We start from the raw sequence: 17,559 nt of genomic DNA, 5'->3' as shown, positions 1-17,559 counted from the left end.
CAGGATCAGAGGGCGCGGGTCAGTACAGAAGTTCGGCGTTCAGCCCCACGGTGACGGCGCCGATCACCTCTTTGGTGTCGGGATCCAGCACCGACAGGGACACCTGGCCCTGATAGGTCTGGGTGGATTCATCCAGTTCCACCTCGCCCACATGCACGGCGCCGGGGCCAACGCGGTAGGTTTCCCGGAACTTCGCCTCGTCCCCCTGCCAGTAGTCCGAGGTGGGGCCGGTGGCGGCGACGTTCAGCCCATGAGCATCCATCAGGAAAATCTCGGTGACGGCGCCTGCGGAATTGTTCATCTGCACGGTCAGATACATCGAGGCGGGATTGTTCAGCACCTGATCGACCAGAGGGTGGCTCGCCGTGCCCACCTCTTCCTGCCATTGCGCGTCCAGGGTGTTGATCCGCGCCTGGGTCATGCCCGCATGGGCCTCGTTCTGGGCACGGATGGCATCGATCACCACCCCGTCGAAGACCCACAGCAGGACCTCGCTTTCCAGGTAGTCGCGCATTGAGGCCTCGTAGTCGTTGGCCTGGGCGGCGGGTGCGGCGGTAGTGGCGGCAAGCGCCAGGGCGGCAAGGGTAGCTTGAAGCGCGTTCATCGGAAGTCCCCGGTCTGGATGGTTTCACCGGGAAAATGGGGGGCAAAGCCTTTCGCGCAGCTTAATCCCGCCTCAGTTGGCGCGGCGCCGGGGCCACCGTTTAGCTAAAATGCGCCCCACACTGGGGTCACACCGGCCCGGGCGCGGCGCGCAGCACGGCGGCGGGCTCAGCCCAGGGGCGCCAGCAGCCGCAGCACCTGGAAGGCCAGCGCCGCCAGCAGCGCGGCGGCGGGCAGCGTGATCAGCCAGGCAGCGATGATGGTCAGGAAATGCGAGCGCCGCACCAGGCGGCGGCGGCGGCGTTCCTCGGCCGGGAAGGCGCGCGGGCCGCTGTCGCCCTTGGCCGCCGCCCCCTGGGCGCGTTCGGCGCGGCGCGCGCGCAGCCGGGTCACCCCTTCGCGGTAGAACCCCACGCCGAAGACCCCGCCGATGGTCACATGGGTGGTGCTGACCGGCAGGCCCAGCGAGGACGCCAGCAGCACGATCACCGCCGCCGCCAGGGCGATGCAGAAGGCGCGCGGCGGGTTCAGGCGGGTGATCTCGCGCCCCACCAGGCGGATCAGCCGCGGACCGAAGAGGATCAGACCCATCGAGATCCCCGCCGCGCCGATCAGCGTCACCCAGAAGGGCAGCGGCACGGTGGTGGCATCCAGCCCGCCCGCGCGCTGCATCTCGACCAGGGCGGCCAGCGGCGCCACGGCATTGGCCACGTCATTGGCCCCATGGGCAAAGGACAGCAGGGCGGCGGCGCAGATCAGCGGCAGCCGGAACAGCGGCTTCAGCGCGGCGCGGCGGTTCTCCAGCCCGCGCGACTGGCGGCGGATGGTGGGGATCGCGGCGGCCCAGGCCACAAGACCCACGACCAGCCCGGCCAGGCCGGTGGTCAGGCGCGGGATCTCGACATCCAGGAACCAGGGCGGCGCCTTTTGCAGCAGATAGGCGGTGAAGGATCCGGCCATCAGACCCAGCAGGACCGGCACCCAGCGACGCGCGGCGGCGATCTTGTCGGGCACGTACAGGACGCGCCAGCGCAGCAGGCCCAGGATCGCGGCGGCGGCCAGGGCGCCGGCCAGCGGCGACAGCACCCAGCCAGAGGCGATGACCCCCACAGTGGGCCATTGCACCCCCCCCAGCCCGACCGCAGCCGCGCCCGCGCCCAGCACCCCGCCGATCACCGCCTGGGTGGTCGAGACCGGCGCCCGCAGCCAGGTGGCCAGGTTCACCCACAGGGCCGAGCCCATCAGGGCGGCGATCATCGCCAGGGGAAAACTGCCGGTCGAGGCGACCTGCCCCGAGCGCAGGATGCCGCGCGACACGGTCTCGATCACGTCATGGCCCGCGATCAGCGCCCCCGCGCTTTCAAACAACGCCGCCAGGGCGATGGCCCCGGCCATCGGCAGCGCCCCCGCCCCCACAGCGGGGCCCATGTTGTTGGCCACGTCATTGGCGCCGATGTTCAGCGCCATATAGGCGCCAAGCGCCGCCGCGGTGATGATGGCGATGCCGCCCGGCCCGGTTCCGCCCAGGCTTGCCGCCACCAGCACCGCCAGCACGATAAAGGCCAGGGCCAGCCCGGCCCCCAGCAAGGGCCGCGCCTGGTGCATCGCCCCGGCTTCCAGCAGCGACATGCGGTCGAGGTCGCGATCCAGCGTGCCCCAGTCGGCCCGTTCGGCCCGGTCACGACGCCCCTGCCGCCCGGTAAAGGGGGCCAAAGACCCCTTCACCGCGACGCCTCGGCGGCCAGCTTTGCCGCCCGGCGGGGAAAGGCCGCCAGCAGTTCGGCCAGCTCGGGTTCCGCCACCGAGGCGGCGGCCTCGGCCGGGGTCATCCAGACGCGGCGGCGCTGACCCTTCTCGGGGTAGTCGTCCAGCAGCGCGGGCACGGGGATGGCAAAGACCTCGACCCGCGTCGGCAGGGGCAGCCCCCCATCCAGGCGCTTGTCGTAATGGTAATGGCCGACGGCGACGGGACGGCCCGCAGGCTTGATCCCGGCCTCTTCCCAGGCCTCTTCCAGCGCCGTGCCCCCGGCGTCATGGCCCCGCTTCGGCCAGCCCTTGGGCAGCACCCAGCGACCGGTATCGCGCGAGGTGATCAGCAGGATGCGCAGATCCGCCCCCCGGCCCTGATGGCACAGCGCCGCCACCTGCACCCGGGCAGGCCGTCCCAGAAGCGGGCGGATATAAGAAGTCCAGAGCGGAGCGAGCATCGGGCGGATCACCGTTATCGGCGCGGAATACGAAAAACAGAGGCGTGGCGCGGTAACAAAGACATTTCGCGGGCCGGCGAAAACGTTGTCTAGCAGGAAAGGACGCCAAAGTGCAACAGAGCGGCATTTGCCTTTCCCCGGGGGGACAAGGGGCACAGGCAGGCCGCAGTCCCGCCCGGCGCTGCGCGGTCAGCTCAGTTCGGCGGCGGTCTTGCGCAGCATCTCGGCCGAGGCGCGCAGGGCGGTGGCCTCGGCATAGGACAGATGCGGGATCAGCGTCTCGGCCACGCCCGCGCGCCCCACCACCCGGGGCAGCGACAGGGTGACGTCGTGGATCCCCTCGATCTCGGCCACCCGGGCGGAAACGGTCATCACCGCCCGCTGGTCGTCGCGAATGGCCTGGACGATGCGCGCCAGACCAGCGCCGATGCCGTACCAGGTGGCGCCCTTGCCCTCGATGATGCGATAGGCGGCGTGGCGCACCGCCTGGTCGATCTCGGCCCGAACCGCCTCGGTGATCGGCGCCCCCACCTGATCGGCGAAATCGCTCAGCGTCTCGCAGCCCGACCGGGCCGAGGACCAGGCCAGCACCTCGCTGTCGCCATGTTCGCCCAGCACATAGGCATGGACCGATTGCGCCGCGACGTTCAGATGCTGCCCCAGCAGATAGCGGAAGCGCGCCGTGTCCAGGATGGTGCCAGAGCCGAAGACCCGCGAGGCAGGCAGCCCCGAGGCCTGAAGCGCCACCTCGGTCATGATGTCGACGGGGTTCGAGGCGATCAGCAGGATCGCGTCCCGGGCCACGCGGTTGGTCTGGGCGATGACCTCGCCAAAGACCTGGGCATTGCGGCCCAGCAGGCCGAGCCGGCTTTCCCCGGGCTTTTGCGGCACCCCGGCGGCAATGATGATCACCTCGGCCCCTTCCAGCGCGTCATACCCCCCCGCCCGCACCCGGGTCGGCTGGGCGAAGGGCACCGCATGGGCGATATCCTCGGCCTGGGCGCGGGCCAGGCCCGGGTTGTGATCGACCAGCACCAGCTCGCTGGCCACACCGCGCAGCACCAGGGCAAAACCCGCCGACGAGCCCACCATGCCCGCGCCCACAATCCCGACCTTCATGTCCCGTCTCCCCGTGCTGACACCGGCGCCCCCATCCCTGCGGCACCATTCGTTCCCAGCCTAGGGGCTTCGCGGCCCAGTTGCACGGGGCGCGCGGGCATGGCCCCACCGATCCGGCCCCTACCGGGCGCCACCGCCGCCTGCGCAGGCATCCCGCCGCCCCGCCCGGGGCGCCGCGTCGCAAAAGCTACAAGAAACCCGCACCAAACCGTCATGCAGCGCCGCTAGAGAGGCCTTGCACACGAGTGCAACTCCTCTGACCCACTCCACAAGCGAGGCATCGCCCCCTCATGAGCATTCTGTCTTTCTCCAAGCGCGCCACCCTGTCGGCCGCCCTTCTGGCCAGCACCGCCGTGGCCGCCTTCGCCGAAGATATCACCCTGACCGTCTGGTCCGGCGGCACCGGCGACAGCTCTCATTACCGCATCGACAACATCAAGCTGGCCGCCGAGCAGCTGATGCGCGAAGCCGCCGTGCGCGGTGACGATCTGACGATCACCATCGAAGGCCAGGCCTGGTCCGGCTGGGACGATTTCAAACAGGCGGTGACCCTGGCCGCGGAATCCGGCGACGCCCCGGACATCATCGTGTCGGGCCACGAGGATCTGGGCCCCTGGAGCCAGGCGGGCATCCTGCGTCCGGTCGAGGACTGGGTCTATTTCGACCAGTGGCCGCTGAACGACCTCTACCCCTCGCTGATCGACGTGGCGACCTATAACGGCGTGGTCTGGGGCATTCCCCAGGATGCCGAGGCGCGCATCATGTTCTGGAACATCGACGGCCTGAAGGCCATCGGCTGGACCGACGCCCAGGTCGCGGCCCTGCCGCAGCGGGTCATCGACGGCGACTATACCCTTTACACCATGCTGGACGACCTGAAGGCCATGCAGGACGCGGGCGTGATCGAAGCCGGTCAGGGCTTCCAGCCGCGGGTGAAGAACGGCCCCGACTACTGGCAGTTCTACCAGTCCTTCGGCGGGTCCATGACCGATGAGGCCACCGGCAAGCTGCTGCTGGACACCCAGGCGCTGACCGGCATGTACCAGTTCTTTGTCGATGCGGTGGAAATGGGCGTCGTGCCGCAATCCTACCTGGGCCGTGAATGGGACGACTGGCACCGCGCCGTGTCCGGCGGTCAGGCCGGCGCCTGGCATGGCGGCTCCTGGCACTATGCCCAGTGGACCAGTTCCTTCGGCATGGAGAACTTCTTCGACACCACCGCCTTTACCCTGATCCCGGCGGGCAATGAGACCGGCCGCGCCAACTCGATCACCCATCCGCTGGTCTATCTGATGGGCGCGGGCAACACCGAGCAAGAGGCCCAGATCGCCGCCGAGCTGATCTCGATCGCCTCCGAGCCGCGCCTGAACGCCATGCACGCGGTGGAATCGGGTCACCTGGCGATTGGCGAGGCCGAGGTGTCGGTGCCGCTTTACGCCGAAAGCCGCTGGCTGACCGAAGCCTCCGAAGGCTTCCTGCCCTATGTGAACGCCATCCCCAACGATGCCGATTTCGGCACCTACTGGACGGCAATGTACAAGGGTCTGGAAAACGCCTGGACCGGCACCATGTCGGTGGCCGAGGCGGTCGAGACCGTGCGCGCCGACGTGACCGCCGCCCTGGGCGACAAGATCGTCGTCAAATGAACGTCCGCGCCCTGACAGACGGGGCGCCGGGGGGGACCGCGATGGCGGTCCCCTCCACTCCCGTCCCGCCCGCCGAAACCCCGCGCCGCCGCCGCCCCCGGATCAGCCCCCTGGGCCTGGCCATGCTGGCGCCCTCTCTGATCCTGCTTTGCGCCTTCTTCTTCGCCCCGGCGATCTTTACCGCCGTCTTCGCCTTTACCAACATGTCCACCTCGACCGGCATCGGGAAGGGCGACTGGATGGTCACCCCAACCCTGCTGCGCGACCTGCGCGACGCCGGGCTGACCGAGGCCGAGGCCACGCGTATCTCGGCCCCCAGCTATGTGATCGACGCCACCACCTTGGACCGCGCCCGCGAGGCCGGCACCGATGCGCGTTTCCTGTCGGAGATCGAGGCCCGTCTGTCGGGTCAAAGCTATGACGACGCCCGCGCCCTGGAACGCGACCTGCGCGCCCTGCCGTCGAAACCGCGCTCGGCCCGGGCGCTGAAAAGCACCGCCAGCGCCTTTGCCCTGTCGATCCTGAACCAGCGCTTCGCGACCGAGGCCGCCTTCGCCGCCGCCCTGTCCGAGGCCGCCCCCGACCTGGCCCCCGCGACCCGCGAAAGGATCACCCAGGCCGCCTATACCGGCGCCGTCTTCACCACCGAGAATTTCCGAACCCTGATCGACCGCCGTGACACGCTGCGCATCGTCGGCAACACGGCCCTCTACGTGGCGCTGACCCTGGCGTTCAACGTGGGCGTGGGCCTTTTCCTGGCGGTGACCACCTTCTACCTGCCGAAACGCGCTGGCGCCCTTTTCTCGGCGCTGTGGCTGCTGCCGCGCATCACGCCCGTGGTGCTTTATGCCACCCTCTGGCAGTGGTTCACCTGGGAAAACGGCTTTGTCTACATCCTGGCCGATACCCTGGGCCTGCCCGCCTATAACTACATGAAGGCGGGGATCACCTCGGCCTGGACGATCATGATCCTGTCCAACGGCTTTGTCGGCGCCAGCTTCGGGATGATCCTGTTTTCCGGCGCCCTGCGGGCCATCCCGGTGCAACAGCTTTGGGCCTCGGAAGTCGACGGCGCCTCGCGCTGGCAACAGATCCGCCGGATCATCCTGCCGCAACTGCGCTGGCCGGTCCTTTTCGTCACCTCCTATCAGACCCTGTCGCTGCTCTCGTCCTACGAGTTGATCTGGCTGACCACCGATGGCGGCCCCGGCACCACCACCACGGTCTGGGCGCTGGACACCTTCAAGACCGCGCTTTGGGCCTATTCGGGCGAGTTCAAATACGGCCTTGGCGCCGCCATGGCGCTGATCCTGGTGGTGGTCGGGCTGACCCTCTCCATCGCCTATCTGATCCTGTTCAAATTCGACGACCTGGTGGGCCGTCCGAAGATCGAGTTCTGAGGCCCCCATGTCGTCCCATACCTCCCTGACCCGCAACTTTCGCATGGCGCCGGTGCTGGTGATCCTGACCCTGGTGTCGCTGCCGCTGGTGGCCATGTATGCCTTCCTGGTGATCGACAGTTTCACCGATGCGCCGCCCGGATCGCTGATCCCCGACCGCTTCACCCTGGAGCACTGGCGCTTTCTCTATGATTTCGAGCTGACGGGGAATGTCTGGATCGCCACCCGCAACTCGCTGATCCTGGCCTTCACCATGGTGGCGATCACCCTGACCCTGTCCTCGACCGGGGGCTATGCCATGTCGCGGCTGAACCTGCCCTACCGGCGGTTCTTCCTGGCCTCGGTGCTGGTGATGCACGCCTTCCCGGCGGTGACCCTGCTGATCGGGACCTTCCTGGTGCTGAACCTCAGCGGCCTCTACAACACGATGATCGGGGTGATCCTGGTCAAGGGCACCCTGGCCCTGCCCTTTGGCATCTGGATCATGAAGGGCTTTTACGACGCCGTGCCCTGGGAAATCGAAATGGCCGGTGTGCAGGACGGCGCCTCGCGCTTCACCGTCTGGCGCAGGCTGATCCTGCCCCAGGTGAAACCCGGCCTGGTGGCCCTGGGGGTCTTTGCCTTCCTCGACGGCTGGGGCGAATACCTGCTGCCGCGGATCCTGGCCCCCTCGGCGGATTTCCAGGTGCTGTCAATCTTCCTGCAAGAGGCGGCGATCCCCGACTCGGTGGAATACAATTTCAACATCTTCAAGGCCGTGGGCATCTTCTACACCCTGCCCGTGCTGGTGCTTTTCGTGGTCTTCCAGAACCGGCTGATGAACATCTTCGGCGGAGGCACGAAAGGCTGATGCAACTTACCCTCGACAAGTTTTCCAAAAGCTTCGGCGACACCGATGTGATCGCCGACATGGACCTGACCGTGCAGGACGGCGAGATGCTGGCCCTGCTCGGCCCCTCGGGCTGCGGCAAGTCGACGACGCTGTTTGCCATCGCCGGCATTCACCGGGTGACCGGCGGGCGCATCCTGTTTGGCGATCGCGACGTCTCGGACCTGCCCAGCCAGAAACGCAACGTGGGCGTGGTGTTCCAGAATTACGCCCTCTACCCGCATATGTCCGTGGCCCAGAACATCGCCTTCCCGCTGGAGGTCGCGGGCCAGGATCGCGCCACGATCCGCCGCGAGGTACAGGCGATTGCCGAGCTGGTGCATATCGAGAAGCTCTTGATGCGCAAGCCGGCCGAGCTGTCGGGCGGCCAGCAACAGCGCGTCGCCCTGGCCCGCGCCATCGTGCGCAAGCCCGCCGTGCTGCTCTTGGACGAGCCGCTGGCCAACCTCGACGCCAAGCTGCGGCTGGAGATGCGCTCGGAGATCCGGCGCATCCAGCAGGAAACCGGCATCACCGCCATTCTGGTCACCCATGACCAGGTCGAGGCCATGTCGATGTGCGACCGCGTGGCGATCATGAACGAGGGCGAGATCCTGCAAATCGACCGCCCCACCGACATGTACCGCGCCCCCGCGACCCGCTTCGTCGCGGGCTTTCTGGGCAATCCGCCCATCGTCTTTGTCGAGGCGCTGAGCGATGGCGCGGGCGGGGCGGATCTGGGCGGGCTGACCTTGCCCCTGCCCAGCCGCCTGGCCCGGCTGCCCGGCGGGCGGCCCCTGACCCTGGGGATCCGCCCCGAACACCTGGGCGGGGCGCGCGGCGTGCCGGTCGAGGGGACGATCCGTTTCATCGAACCCCAGGGGCGCGAGACGCTGTTCGACCTGGCCCTGCCCACGGGCGCGGTGCTGCGCTCGATCCAGCCGGTGCGCGAGGATCTGTCGCTGGGCGACGTGGTCCGCTTCAACCTGGATACAGAGGCGGTTCTGATCTTCGACGCGGCGGGGGCGCGCCTATGACCCTGCCCCGCCACCGCCCCACGATCCCCTTCCCCCGCCCCGCCGGGCGCCCCGCCTGCATCGCGCATCGCGGCGCTCGGGCCCATGCGGTGGAAAACACCCTGCAGGCCTATGCCGTCGCCGCCGATCTGGGCGCCGACATGTGGGAGATCGACCTGCGCCTGACCGCCGACGGCCTGCCCGTCTCTTGCCATGACGCCAATACCCAGCATGTCTTCGGCGTGGATTTGCAAATCGAGGACACCGACTTTGCAACCCTGCGCGCCGCCGTCCCCGAGGTGCCGACCCTGGCCGAGATCCTGGACCTGGCCAAAGCCCGCGACTGCGGCCTTTATATCGAGCTGAAGGCCCCCGGCGCCGGTCCCGCCGCCCTGCCCCTGCTGGCGGGTTTCGACAGGGCCGCCCTGGGATCTTTCGACAGCGACGGCGTGCGCGAGGTCATCGCCGCAGGCTGCCCCTGGCCGGTCGCGGTGCTGGTCCGGCTGGGCGAGGATCCCCTGGCCCGCGCCGCCGAAAGCGGCGCCGATACCGTGCACCTGTGCTGGGAACGCGGCGGCGACCGGCCCCAGGATCTGGTCACCCCGGCGCTTCTGGCGGCGCTCGGGGCGGCGGGGCTGGACCTGGTCCTGTGGCACGAGGAACGCCCCGAGGTGCTGCGCGATCTGGAACGGCTGCCCGCCCTGGGCATCTGCACCGATCAGCCCGAGCTGATGCGCGGCCGCCGCCCGGGCGAGTTTGCCGGGATCGAGGTGGTCTGCCATCGCGGCATGAACCATATCGCCCCGGAGAACACCCTGGCCGCCGCCGAACTGGCCTATGACCTCGCCTGCGACTGGCTGGAACTGGACGTGCACGAGACCGCCGATGGCGCCCTGGTGGTGCATCACGACCGCACCGTAGACCGCTGCTCGGACGGCACGGGCGCCATCGCCCAGATGCGGCTGGACCAGCTGCGCGCCCTGGACATCGGCGCCTGGTTCTCCCCCCACTACGCGGGCCAGCGCATCCAGACCCTGGCCGAGGCCATCCGCCTGTGCCAGCGCCGGGGCAAGCGGATGTATATCGAGGTGAAATACGCCCCCGTCGAAAAGGTCTGGGCCCTGGTCCGCGACATGGGCTTTGCCGAGGACTGCTTCTTCTGGTGCTGGGATCTGCGCTGGCTGAAGGCCCTGCGCGCCCATGCGCCCCAGGCCCGGATCAAGTCGAACGTCGAGCGGCACGACAGCCTGGCGGCGATGATCCACGAGCTGGCGCCGCAGATCTGGGAAATCCCGTTCGAGCTGTGGGACCGCGACGCCCCGCGCGCGCGCGCCGCCGGGATGACCCCGATGATGCAATATTTCGGCGCCCCCGACCCCGCCACCTTCGATCGGATCGCGCGGGCGCGCCCCGAGATGATTAACCTTGACCGGGCCGACCTTCTTCTGGCAGCGCTCAGGCGTCAGGAACTCCATGCGGATCCGCAGGTCCGGGAAAGCGCCAGATGAGCGACACCGACCGACAGACGCCCCGCGCCCGCGGGCCGGTGACCGCCTCCGACGTGGCGCAGCTGGCGGGCGTGTCCCGCTCGGCGGTGTCGCGCACCTTCACCGAGGGCGCCTCGGTCGCGCCCGAGACCCGCAAGCGGGTCATGGCGGCGGCGCGCGAACTGGGCTACCGGGTCAATTTCCTCGCCCGGTCGCTGAAGGACCAGCGCTCGCGCCTGGTGGCGCTGGTGGTGTCGGACATGGACCATTCGCTGCGCGCCGATCTGATCGACAGCCTCAGCCGGGCGCTGATCGCCGCCGACTACCGCCCCTTCCTGCTGCCCACCACCCGGGGCGAAGAGACCCGGCGGGTGATCGACATGATGCTGCATTACAACGTCTCGGGCGCCATCGTCACCTCGGACGCCTCGCCGCAAGAGATCGTAGAGGAATGCGCCCGCCACGACGTGCCCCTGGTGCTGGTCAACAAGGCCCTGATGGGCGGCCATGTAGCCAATGTCACCCAGGACACCGAGGCCGCCGGGCGCCTGGCCGCCGAGGCCCTGGCCGAGGCGGGCTGTACCCGCGTGGCCCTGGCCCGCCAGCGCCGCCCCTCCTACACGATCGACCGGCGCTGTGCCTCCTTCGAGGCGCATCTGGCCCGGCTGGGCCTGACCCTGGTCACCACGGTCAGCGGCGCGGCACAGAACTATGCCGGCGGGCAAGAGGCGGCGGCGGAATTCCTCGCCCGCGCCCCTGGGGTCGACGGGATCCACGCCGCCAACGACTTCCTCGCCCTTGGCCTCATGGACGGGCTGCGGCGCGGCGGGCTGCGCATTCCCGAGGATCTGGCCCTGATCGGCTGCGATGACATCGCCGAGGCCGCCTGGGACGCCTACGACCTGACCACCATCCACCAATCGGTGCCCGCGGTGACCCGCGCCGCCCTCGCGGCCCTGCTCAGCGCCATCGCCGACCGAAATGCCCGCCCGGGCCTCACCACGATCGACGTGCATCTGGTGCGTCGCCGCAGCACTGCAAGATCCTGATACCATGACCCAAGACCCAAAGGCCGAGGCCGACGCCCGCCTCGACCATGCCCGCCTGGCCATCGCCCGCGCCGCCGATCTGGCGCTGGAACATTTTCACCATCTCGACCGGCTGACCGTGGAACAGAAAACCGGCCCCGGCGATCCGGTCAGCCAGGCCGACCGCGGGGTCGAGGATCTGCTGCGCCGCGAGATCGCCAGCGCCTTCCCTGAGGACGCCATCCTGGGCGAGGAACGCGGGCTGGAGACGGGGCGCAGCGGCTGGACCTGGGTCATCGACCCGATCGACGGCACCACCCCCTTCCTGCACGGCCTGCCCAGCTGGACCGTGGTGCTGGCGCTGTTGCACGAGGGGCAGATCACCGCCGGGCTGATCGCCGAACCCTGCCGCGACCGCCTCTACTGGGCGCGCCTGGGCCAGGGGGCCTGGCGCCAGGACGGGGCCGAGGCCCGCCCACGCCGCCTGTCGGCCAGCCCGGCCACGGCGCTGGCGGGTCAGGTCGTCTCTTGCGGGCCGGGCGCGCCGCGCCATGCGGAACGGATCGGGCGCATCGTCACCCGGCTGACCGCCGCCCAGGCGGGGTTCATGCGCAACGGCTCTGCCGCGCTCAGCCTGGCGCTGGTGGCGGCGGGCCATCACGCGGGGTTCCACGAACCGGAACTTTCGGCCTGGGATTGCCTGGCGGGCCAGCTGCTGGTGACCGAGGCGGGGGGGCGCAGCGCCCCCTTCGACCTGTCCCGCCCGCTGGAGCGTCAGCCGGTGACCTGCACAGGCGCGGGCGTCTTCGACGCGCTTTGCGCCCTAGTGGACGTCTAGGCACGGCCCCTGCCCCGGCCCAGTCTTGACACGACCCTGTCTTGACACGGGCTTGTCTTGACATGGGCCGGGCCGCATGGTCCTTCTGTCCCATATTCTTCTGCGCTTTCTTCAGCCCTCCGGCGCCATTCTGCGCCCCCCGTGACAGACGAAGACCGAAAAGGACGGCCCGCGCCCTGGGCCGGACCGCCATGCCGGATCGAGATCAACCGCATCTGCTACGCCGCCGCAACGCCGGGGCGGAGCTTCGCAAAAGGGTCGTGCTGGCCGAACTGGCCCGCCCCCGTACGCAAACCGAGTTGCAACGCCGCCTCGGCATGAGCCGCAGCGGCACCCTGCATCTGCTTCGCCGGATGGAGGCCCAGGGCCTGGTGCGCGCCGCCGAACGGATCGGCGGCACCCAGATCTGGGAAAGACGCGACAGCAGCCAGGCGCGCCGCTAGGGCGCGAGATCGGCAACGGGAAAGGTCAGGTGGTACGGGCGACGGGACTCGAACCCGTAAGCCTTTTCAGGCGCAAGATTTTAAGTCTCGTGCGTCTACCATTCCGCCACGCCCGCCGACCACCTGCGCCAGATGTGGCACAGCCCGCGCGCCAGTTCAAACCCCGACGTGCCCGCGCGCGCCCGGCAGCGGGTGATTTACGCTTGACCTGCGCGGCAGCTGGCCCCAGCTATGGGCCATGTTCCCCCTGCGCGATCACAACCCGTCGGGCCGCACGGCCTATGTCACCTGGCTGCTGATCGCGGCCAATGTGCTGATCTTCTTCAGCTATGCGGGCCAGATGGGCGATCCGCAGGCGATCAACGCCTTCTTCGACAGCTATGCGATGATCCCCGCCCGGGTCAGCACGGGCGACGGGGCGCAGACCCTGCTGACCTCGATGTTCCTGCACGGCGGCTTCATGCACCTGGCGGGCAACATGCTGTTTCTGTGGATCTTCGGCGACAACCTGGAAGACGAGATGGGCCACCTGGGTTTCTTGGGCTTCTACCTGGCCTCGGGGCTGGGCGCGGGTCTGGCCCATGTGCTGTCGGCGCCGGGCTCGGTGGTGCCCACGGTGGGGGCCTCGGGGGCGATTGCGGGGGTGATGGGGGGCTACCTGCTGCTCTACCCGCGCGCCAAGGTCGACATCCTGGTGATCATCGTCTTCTTCTTCAAGGTCTTCCCGGTGCCCGCCTGGCTGATGCTGGGCTTCTGGTTCGTGACCCAGCTGTTCAACGGCGTGGGCGCCGATCCGACCAGCGGCGGCGTGGCCTATTGGGCCCATGCGGGCGGCTTCGTCATCGGGCTGGTGCTGACCCTGCCGGTCTTCTTCCGCCGGGGTGGCCCGGCCTATTGGCGCGTCAACCACGGCCGCCCGCCCAACCCCGAGGCCGACTACAGCTTCACCCGCTCTTCGGTGCCCCGCGTGCCCCGCGGCAAGCGGCCCCGCCCCGACACGCCCCCCGCCGCCCCGCGCCCGGGCCGCAGCGTGATCCCCCGCGCCGGCCGGTCTCGCCGCAAGCCCCCGACCGACCCCTGGGTCTGACCCCGGGCGCGCCCGCTCTCGATGCCCCTGCCGGGCCGCCTCGGGCGGGGCAGCGTCACGCCTGCGTTCCTCTATCGGAACACCCCGGGAAGTGAGCCGCGTCGTGGACATCGCCCAGGACCACTTTCAGCGGTGACGGGCCATTCCCCCTCCCCCCTCGCTCTGGTCTCAAAGGTCTCCTGCCACCCTTCCGTCCGTGCCGGAACCTCTGCTCTCAAGCCCCCCGCCCCATATTTCTCATTGCCCAAAATATCCCGGGGGGAATTGAGCCCGCGAGGGCTCAAGGGGGGCAGAGCCCCCTCCCCCTCGCAAACCCAAGAAAAAAGGCGCCGCCCCCTAGGGCCGCGCCTTGTCTCAATGCCAGCTCCGCCGCGCCTCAGGCGTCGCGGATGACCTTGGCGAATTTATCGAACAGGGGCTCGTTGGCGGTCAGGATCGCGCCATCGGCCAGGATGTCGCCCTCCGGCTCCAGCGGCTCGACGAAGGCCCCCGCCTCGCGCAGGATCACAAGGCCCGCCGCCAGATCCCAGGGCTTCAGCCCGCGTTCCCAGTAGCCATCATAGCGACCGGCCGCCACATAGGCCATGTCGAGCGAGGCCGCGCCCCAGCGACGCACCCCGGCACAGGCGGGCATCAGCCGCGCCAGATCCTTCAGCGTCGCGGGCAGATCGCGGCTGTTGGCGAAGGGCACGCCGGTGGCGAAGACCGCCTCGATCATCCGGATCCGGCCCGAGGCACGGATGCGCATGTCATTCATCCAGGCGCCCTCGCCCTTCTCGGCCATGAACATCTCGTCCTTGGCGGCGTCATAGATCACGCCCGCGACGATCTGGCCCTTGTGCTCCAGCGCAATGGAAATCGCCCAGTGCGGCAGGCCATGCAGGAAATTGGTGGTGCCGTCCAGCGGATCGACGATCCAACGCCGGGTCGGATCCTCGCCCTCTTCCTCGCCGCCCTCTTCGGCCAGCCAGCCGTAGTTGGGGCGCGCGCCCATCAGCTCTTCCTTCAGGATCGCCTCGGCGGCGATGTCGGCCCGGCTGACGAAATCGCCCGCGCCCTTGACCGACACCTGAAGGTTCTCGACCTCGCGGAAATCCTTCACCAGAGAGCGACCCGCCTTGCGGGCGGCTTTCATCATGATGTTGAGGTTGGCGCTGAAGGACATGCGGTTGGCTCCTGTGTTCGAGTGGCGCGTATAGACGTCGAACGCCCACTTGCCAAGGCCCTGCGGCGCCTGCCCGCCCTGCGCCGGGTGCAGCCCCGCCCTGCGCCCCGGCCTAGCCCGCGCCCCGCCCCACCTCATGTTGCAGTTTCACCGCCTCGGTGCGGGCCAGCCGGGCGAAATGGGCCATGTAGGGCTTGGTCGCATCCTCGCTGCGGCAGGCGGCATACATGCGCCGGGTCAACCGGCTGTCGCCAATGGGCCGGGTCACGTAATCGGGGTGATAACGCACCTCGCGCATCACCCAGTCGGGCAGCACCGCCACCCCCCGCCCCGAGGCCACCAGCAGCAGGATCACCTCGGTCAGCTCGACCTTGCGCTGTGCCGCCGGCTCCACCCCGGCCGGGCCCAAGAGCATCTTGAACACATCCAGCCGCGCCCGCTCCACCGGGTAGGTCAGCAGGGTCTCGCCCGCCAAATCCTCGGCCAGGATCCGATCCTTGGCGGCTAGGGGATGCGACGCGGCGGCGACGAAAACCGGCGAATAGTCGAAGAGCGGCGCAAAGGTGATCCCCGGCAGATCCTCGGGGTCCGAGGTGATGACCACATCCACCTGCTCGCGCTCCAGCGCCTCCATGGCGTTGAAGGCAAGGCCGGGGCGAATGTCCACGTCGACCTCGGCCCAGGCACGGCGGAACAGCTCCAGCACCGGCAGCAGCCAGTCATAGCAGGCGTGACATTCCAGGGTGATATGCAGCCGTCCCGCATGGCCGTCGCGCAGGGCGTCGAACTCGGCCTCCAGCGCCTCGATCTCCTCCAGCACCCTCTCGGCCACCCGCAGCATCCGCAGCCCCGCCGCCGACAGGCGCATCGGCTTGGTGCGGCGCACGAACAGCTCCATCCCCGCCTGGGCCTCCAGCCCCTTGATCTGATGGCTCAGCGCGCTTTGAGTAATGTGCAGGCTTTCGGCGGCCTTCTGCAAACCGCCCGTCTCGTGGATGGCGCGGATGGTGCGCAGATGTCTCAGCTCCAGATGCATATGCTGTGCGCCTCATGATTATCGTGAGAATTATGAAGTTGTCTCATTTCGCCACCGCAGCGACAAGGGGAAACCGTTTTACAGGAGTGAATCATGTCCGTGCCCGCCGTTTCCTTCGAATTCTTCCCGCCGAAGAACCTCGAGGCCTCGTTCCGTCTGTGGGACACCGTGCAGGTGCTGGCGCCGCTCATGCCCCGCTTCGTCTCGGTCACCTATGGCGCCGGGGGCACCACGCGCGAACTGACCCGCGATGCGGTCGGCACGCTGCACAAGAACACCGGGCTGAACGTGGCGGCCCATCTGACCTGCGTCAACGCCACCCGCGAAGAGACCCTGGCCATTGCCCGCGGCTTCGCCGAGGTCGGCGTGACCGACATCGTGGCCCTGCGGGGCGATCCGCCGAAAGGCCAGGGGCAGTTCACCCCGACCCCGGGCGGTTTCGCCAATTCGGTCGAGCTGATCGAGGCCCTGTCGGCCACCGGCCAGTTCACCCTGCGCGTGGGCGCCTACCCCGAGAAACACCCCGAGGCCGCCGATGCGGATGCCGACATCACCTGGCTGAAGCGCAAGCTGGACGCCGGCGCCTCCGAGGCGCTGACCCAGTTCTTCTTCGAGCCGGAAACCTTCCTGCGCTTCCGCGACCGCTGCGCCAAGGCCGGGATCGAGGCGCCCATCGTGCCCGGCATCCTGCCGATCGAGAACTGGCCCGGCCTGCGCCGCTTTGCCGAAGGCTGCGGCACGGCGATCCCCGCCTGGCTGGACGAGGCCTTCACCAAGGCGATCCGCGACGACCGCAGCGACCTGCTGGCCACCGCGCTCTGTGCCGAGATGTGCGAAACCCTGATCAGCGAAGGGGTGGAGAACCTGCATTTCTACACCCTGAACAAGCCCGAGCTGACCCGCGACGTCTGCCACGCCCTGGGCGTGACCCCGCGCGCGCGGCTGGAAAAGGTGGCCTGACCGCCACCGCCCTGCGCGCCCCGACCTTCGCCCGACGCCCGGATCCCTGGATCCGGGCGTTTGTCGCTCCGTCACGAGCAAAAATGTCCGCCATGCGGTTGCTGCATCCGCAGAGCGGGACTAGGCTGCCCGCAGGAGGACAGATCATGACAGACCAAAGCGTGCCGCAGCGTGACGCGATGACCGGGCTCGAGGCCCTGCGCTCGATCATCGAGGGGCACCGCCAGGGGCCGTCCATCGGCCAGGTGCTGAACTTCCGGCTGATCGCGGCAGAGGAAGGCTCGGTGGTCTTCGAAGGCACGCCCACCGCCGATTACGCCAACCCGGCGGGCACGGTGCATGGCGGCTGGTATGGCACCATCCTGGACAGCTGCATGACCTGCGCCGTGCTGACCCGCCTGCCCGCCGGGCGCGGCTGCACCACGCTGGAGTTCAAGGTGAACATCCTGCGCCCGATCCCCTATGGCCTGACGGTGCGCGCCACGGGCCGCACCCAGCATGTGGGCCGCTCGACCGGGGTGTCGGTGGGCGAGTTGACCGGGGTCGAGGATGGCAAGCTTTACGCCACCGGTTCGACCACCTGCGCGGTGCTGCCCCTGCCACCGGGCAAGGCCTTCTGAGGCCGGACGCCCGGCTGCACGCTAAAATTTGAGTAT

The 17,559-nt window shown here is 68.9% G+C and carries 17 protein-coding genes, 1 tRNA gene and 1 pseudogene; 12 read left to right on the top strand and 7 right to left on the bottom strand.

Translation table 11 applies throughout. The annotated features are described in order from the left end of the window. Nucleotides 1-19: 19 nt before the first annotated feature. The 4 genes from ACRARE_RS15940 to ACRARE_RS15925 form a co-directional block, all read right to left on the bottom strand. Complete coding sequence (locus ACRARE_RS15940; RefSeq protein WP_432657446.1) at nt 20-604, bottom strand: hypothetical protein; 585 nt, start codon at nt 602-604, stop codon at nt 20-22. A gap of 167 nt (nt 605-771) precedes the next feature. Next, nucleotides 772-2,328 carry an inorganic phosphate transporter gene (locus ACRARE_RS15935; RefSeq protein ID WP_432657445.1) on the bottom strand — a complete coding sequence of 519 codons (1,557 nt, stop codon included), beginning with the start codon at nt 2,326-2,328 and terminating at the stop codon, nt 772-774. Continuing rightward, complete coding sequence (locus ACRARE_RS15930) at nt 2,325-2,810, bottom strand: NUDIX hydrolase (RefSeq protein ID WP_432657444.1); 486 nt, start codon at nt 2,808-2,810, stop codon at nt 2,325-2,327. Before ACRARE_RS15930 ends, ACRARE_RS15935 begins: the two co-directional genes overlap by 4 nt. A 189-nt stretch (nt 2,811-2,999) precedes the next feature. Further along, the gene (locus ACRARE_RS15925) at nt 3,000-3,929 is read right to left on the bottom strand and encodes an L-lactate dehydrogenase (RefSeq protein ID WP_432657443.1); all 930 of its coding nucleotides are present in this window, start codon (nt 3,927-3,929) and stop codon (nt 3,000-3,002) included. 290 nt (nt 3,930-4,219) lie between these two features. Between ACRARE_RS15925 and ACRARE_RS15920 the strand changes: the two genes are divergently transcribed. The 8 genes from ACRARE_RS15920 to ACRARE_RS15885 all read left to right on the top strand — a co-directional run bounded on the left by ACRARE_RS15920 (nt 4,220) and on the right by ACRARE_RS15885 (nt 12,655). Further along, on the top strand, nt 4,220-5,575 hold the full coding sequence (locus ACRARE_RS15920) for an ABC transporter substrate-binding protein (RefSeq protein ID WP_432657442.1): 1,356 nt from the start codon (nt 4,220-4,222) through the stop codon (nt 5,573-5,575). Nucleotides 5,576-5,616: 41 nt separating this feature from the next. Beyond that, nucleotides 5,617-6,975: a carbohydrate ABC transporter permease gene (locus ACRARE_RS15915; RefSeq protein ID WP_432657441.1), complete on the top strand. Its 1,359-nt coding sequence runs from the start codon at nt 5,617-5,619 to the stop codon at nt 6,973-6,975. A gap of 7 nt (nt 6,976-6,982) precedes the next feature. Next, nucleotides 6,983-7,825, top strand: a complete 843-nt coding sequence (locus ACRARE_RS15910; RefSeq protein ID WP_432657440.1) for a carbohydrate ABC transporter permease — start codon at nt 6,983-6,985, stop codon at nt 7,823-7,825. Next, the gene (locus ACRARE_RS15905; RefSeq protein WP_432657439.1) at nt 7,825-8,880 is read left to right on the top strand and encodes an ABC transporter ATP-binding protein; all 1,056 of its coding nucleotides are present in this window, start codon (nt 7,825-7,827) and stop codon (nt 8,878-8,880) included. The genes ACRARE_RS15910 and ACRARE_RS15905 overlap by 1 nt, the downstream gene beginning before the upstream one ends. After that, the gene (locus tag ACRARE_RS15900) at nt 8,877-10,367 is read left to right on the top strand and encodes a glycerophosphodiester phosphodiesterase (protein WP_432657438.1); all 1,491 of its coding nucleotides are present in this window, start codon (nt 8,877-8,879) and stop codon (nt 10,365-10,367) included. The genes ACRARE_RS15905 and ACRARE_RS15900 overlap by 4 nt, the downstream gene beginning before the upstream one ends. Then, complete coding sequence (locus ACRARE_RS15895) at nt 10,364-11,395, top strand: LacI family DNA-binding transcriptional regulator (RefSeq protein WP_432657437.1); 1,032 nt, start codon at nt 10,364-10,366, stop codon at nt 11,393-11,395. Before ACRARE_RS15900 ends, ACRARE_RS15895 begins: the two co-directional genes overlap by 4 nt. A gap of 4 nt (nt 11,396-11,399) precedes the next feature. Then, nucleotides 11,400-12,212: an inositol monophosphatase family protein gene (locus ACRARE_RS15890; protein ID WP_432657436.1), complete on the top strand. Its 813-nt coding sequence runs from the start codon at nt 11,400-11,402 to the stop codon at nt 12,210-12,212. 191 nt (nt 12,213-12,403) lie between these two features. Then, complete coding sequence (locus ACRARE_RS15885; RefSeq protein ID WP_432657435.1) at nt 12,404-12,655, top strand: MarR family transcriptional regulator; 252 nt, start codon at nt 12,404-12,406, stop codon at nt 12,653-12,655. Between the two features lie 30 nt (nt 12,656-12,685). Here ACRARE_RS15885 and ACRARE_RS15880 read toward each other — a convergent pair. Beyond that, nucleotides 12,686-12,771: transfer RNA gene (locus tag ACRARE_RS15880), tRNA-Leu, on the bottom strand. Nucleotides 12,772-12,893: 122 nt separating this feature from the next. Here ACRARE_RS15880 and ACRARE_RS15875 point away from each other — a divergent pair. Both ACRARE_RS15875 and ACRARE_RS15870 read left to right on the top strand, forming a co-directional pair. Then, entirely contained in the window at nt 12,894-13,742 is an 849-nt protein-coding gene (locus tag ACRARE_RS15875; RefSeq protein ID WP_432657434.1) for a rhomboid family intramembrane serine protease, read from the top strand. Nucleotides 13,743-13,852: 110 nt separating this feature from the next. Then, nucleotides 13,853-13,912: pseudogene (locus ACRARE_RS15870) on the top strand (hypothetical protein); the annotation flags it as partial. A gap of 206 nt (nt 13,913-14,118) precedes the next feature. On the opposite strand, the gene ACRARE_RS15865 reads toward ACRARE_RS15870, so the two are convergent. Next, a complete protein-coding gene (locus ACRARE_RS15865) occupies nt 14,119-14,907 on the bottom strand; it encodes an inositol monophosphatase family protein (RefSeq protein ID WP_432657433.1) in 789 nt (262 codons plus the stop codon). A gap of 112 nt (nt 14,908-15,019) precedes the next feature. After that, on the bottom strand, nt 15,020-15,943 hold the full coding sequence (locus tag ACRARE_RS15860; protein WP_432657432.1) for a LysR family transcriptional regulator: 924 nt from the start codon (nt 15,941-15,943) through the stop codon (nt 15,020-15,022). Nucleotides 15,944-16,036: 93 nt separating this feature from the next. On the opposite strand from ACRARE_RS15860, the gene metF reads away from it, so the two are divergent. Further along, complete coding sequence (gene metF, locus ACRARE_RS15855; RefSeq protein WP_432657431.1) at nt 16,037-16,903, top strand: methylenetetrahydrofolate reductase [NAD(P)H]; 867 nt, start codon at nt 16,037-16,039, stop codon at nt 16,901-16,903. Nucleotides 16,904-17,049: 146 nt separating this feature from the next. Then, nucleotides 17,050-17,523: a PaaI family thioesterase gene (locus ACRARE_RS15850; protein WP_432657430.1), complete on the top strand. Its 474-nt coding sequence runs from the start codon at nt 17,050-17,052 to the stop codon at nt 17,521-17,523. The last annotated feature ends 36 nt before the right edge of the window (nt 17,524-17,559 follow it).

This window comes from Pseudooceanicola aquaeponti (assembly GCF_050897975.1).
GTDB lineage: Bacteria > Pseudomonadota > Alphaproteobacteria > Rhodobacterales > Rhodobacteraceae > Pseudooceanicola.
The sequence above is the reverse complement of the archived record's forward strand: the minus strand, read 5'-3'. Positions and strand labels throughout refer to the sequence as shown.